The sequence below is a fragment of the Pseudomonas sp. USTB-Z genome, from assembly GCF_019691255.1.
In the GTDB taxonomy this organism is placed as follows: Bacteria; Pseudomonadota; Gammaproteobacteria; order Pseudomonadales; family Pseudomonadaceae; genus Aquipseudomonas; species Aquipseudomonas alloputida.
In genome coordinates this window covers 1-505 of sequence record NZ_JAECZP010000074.1, presented here as the reverse complement: position 1 = coordinate 505, position 505 = coordinate 1, and the positions used below count along the sequence as shown (strand labels likewise).

At 65.7% G+C, this 505-nt stretch carries 1 pseudogene; it reads left to right on the top strand.

From position 1 onward, the window contains the following. Nucleotides 1–505, top strand: a pseudogene (locus tag I8746_RS27695) (hypothetical protein); the annotation flags it as partial.

Below are 505 nucleotides of genomic sequence, written 5' to 3'. Positions count from 1 at the left end.
GACCCAGCCGAAAGTGCCAGTGGTGGTGGCGCTCGCCGACGCCGAAGGCATGGCCCTGGACCTGAGCCTGTCGGTCTCGGCCTACCAGCATCAACTGCGTGACCTGATGCCCGCCGAGCAACTGGAACACACAAAACCCGCCCAACCTCCCGAGCAGGAGCGCGTGCCAGCGTGTTACCGGCTGGATGCCGAACAGCTCAGCCCGCAGAGCCGCGACTTTCACCATCGCAACCTGGTCGCCATGCTGCTGAACAAGACGCTGGAAAGCCTGTACCCGGCGGACGCACCTTCACCGGAACTGGCCGCGTTCAGGCTGGGCACGTCACGCCGGGGGCCTGCCCTGTCGCCGGCCGAGTCCCATTTCCAGGCCCTCACCCATGAAGATTACTCCCCTAATGGCGCGCGCCTGGCACAGCGCCTCGATGTCGACAAATACCGGCGCTTCCTCGCCGAACGCGACGCACTGGAACGACGGATTGCCGCCCTGCGCAACCTGGCCTTGCAA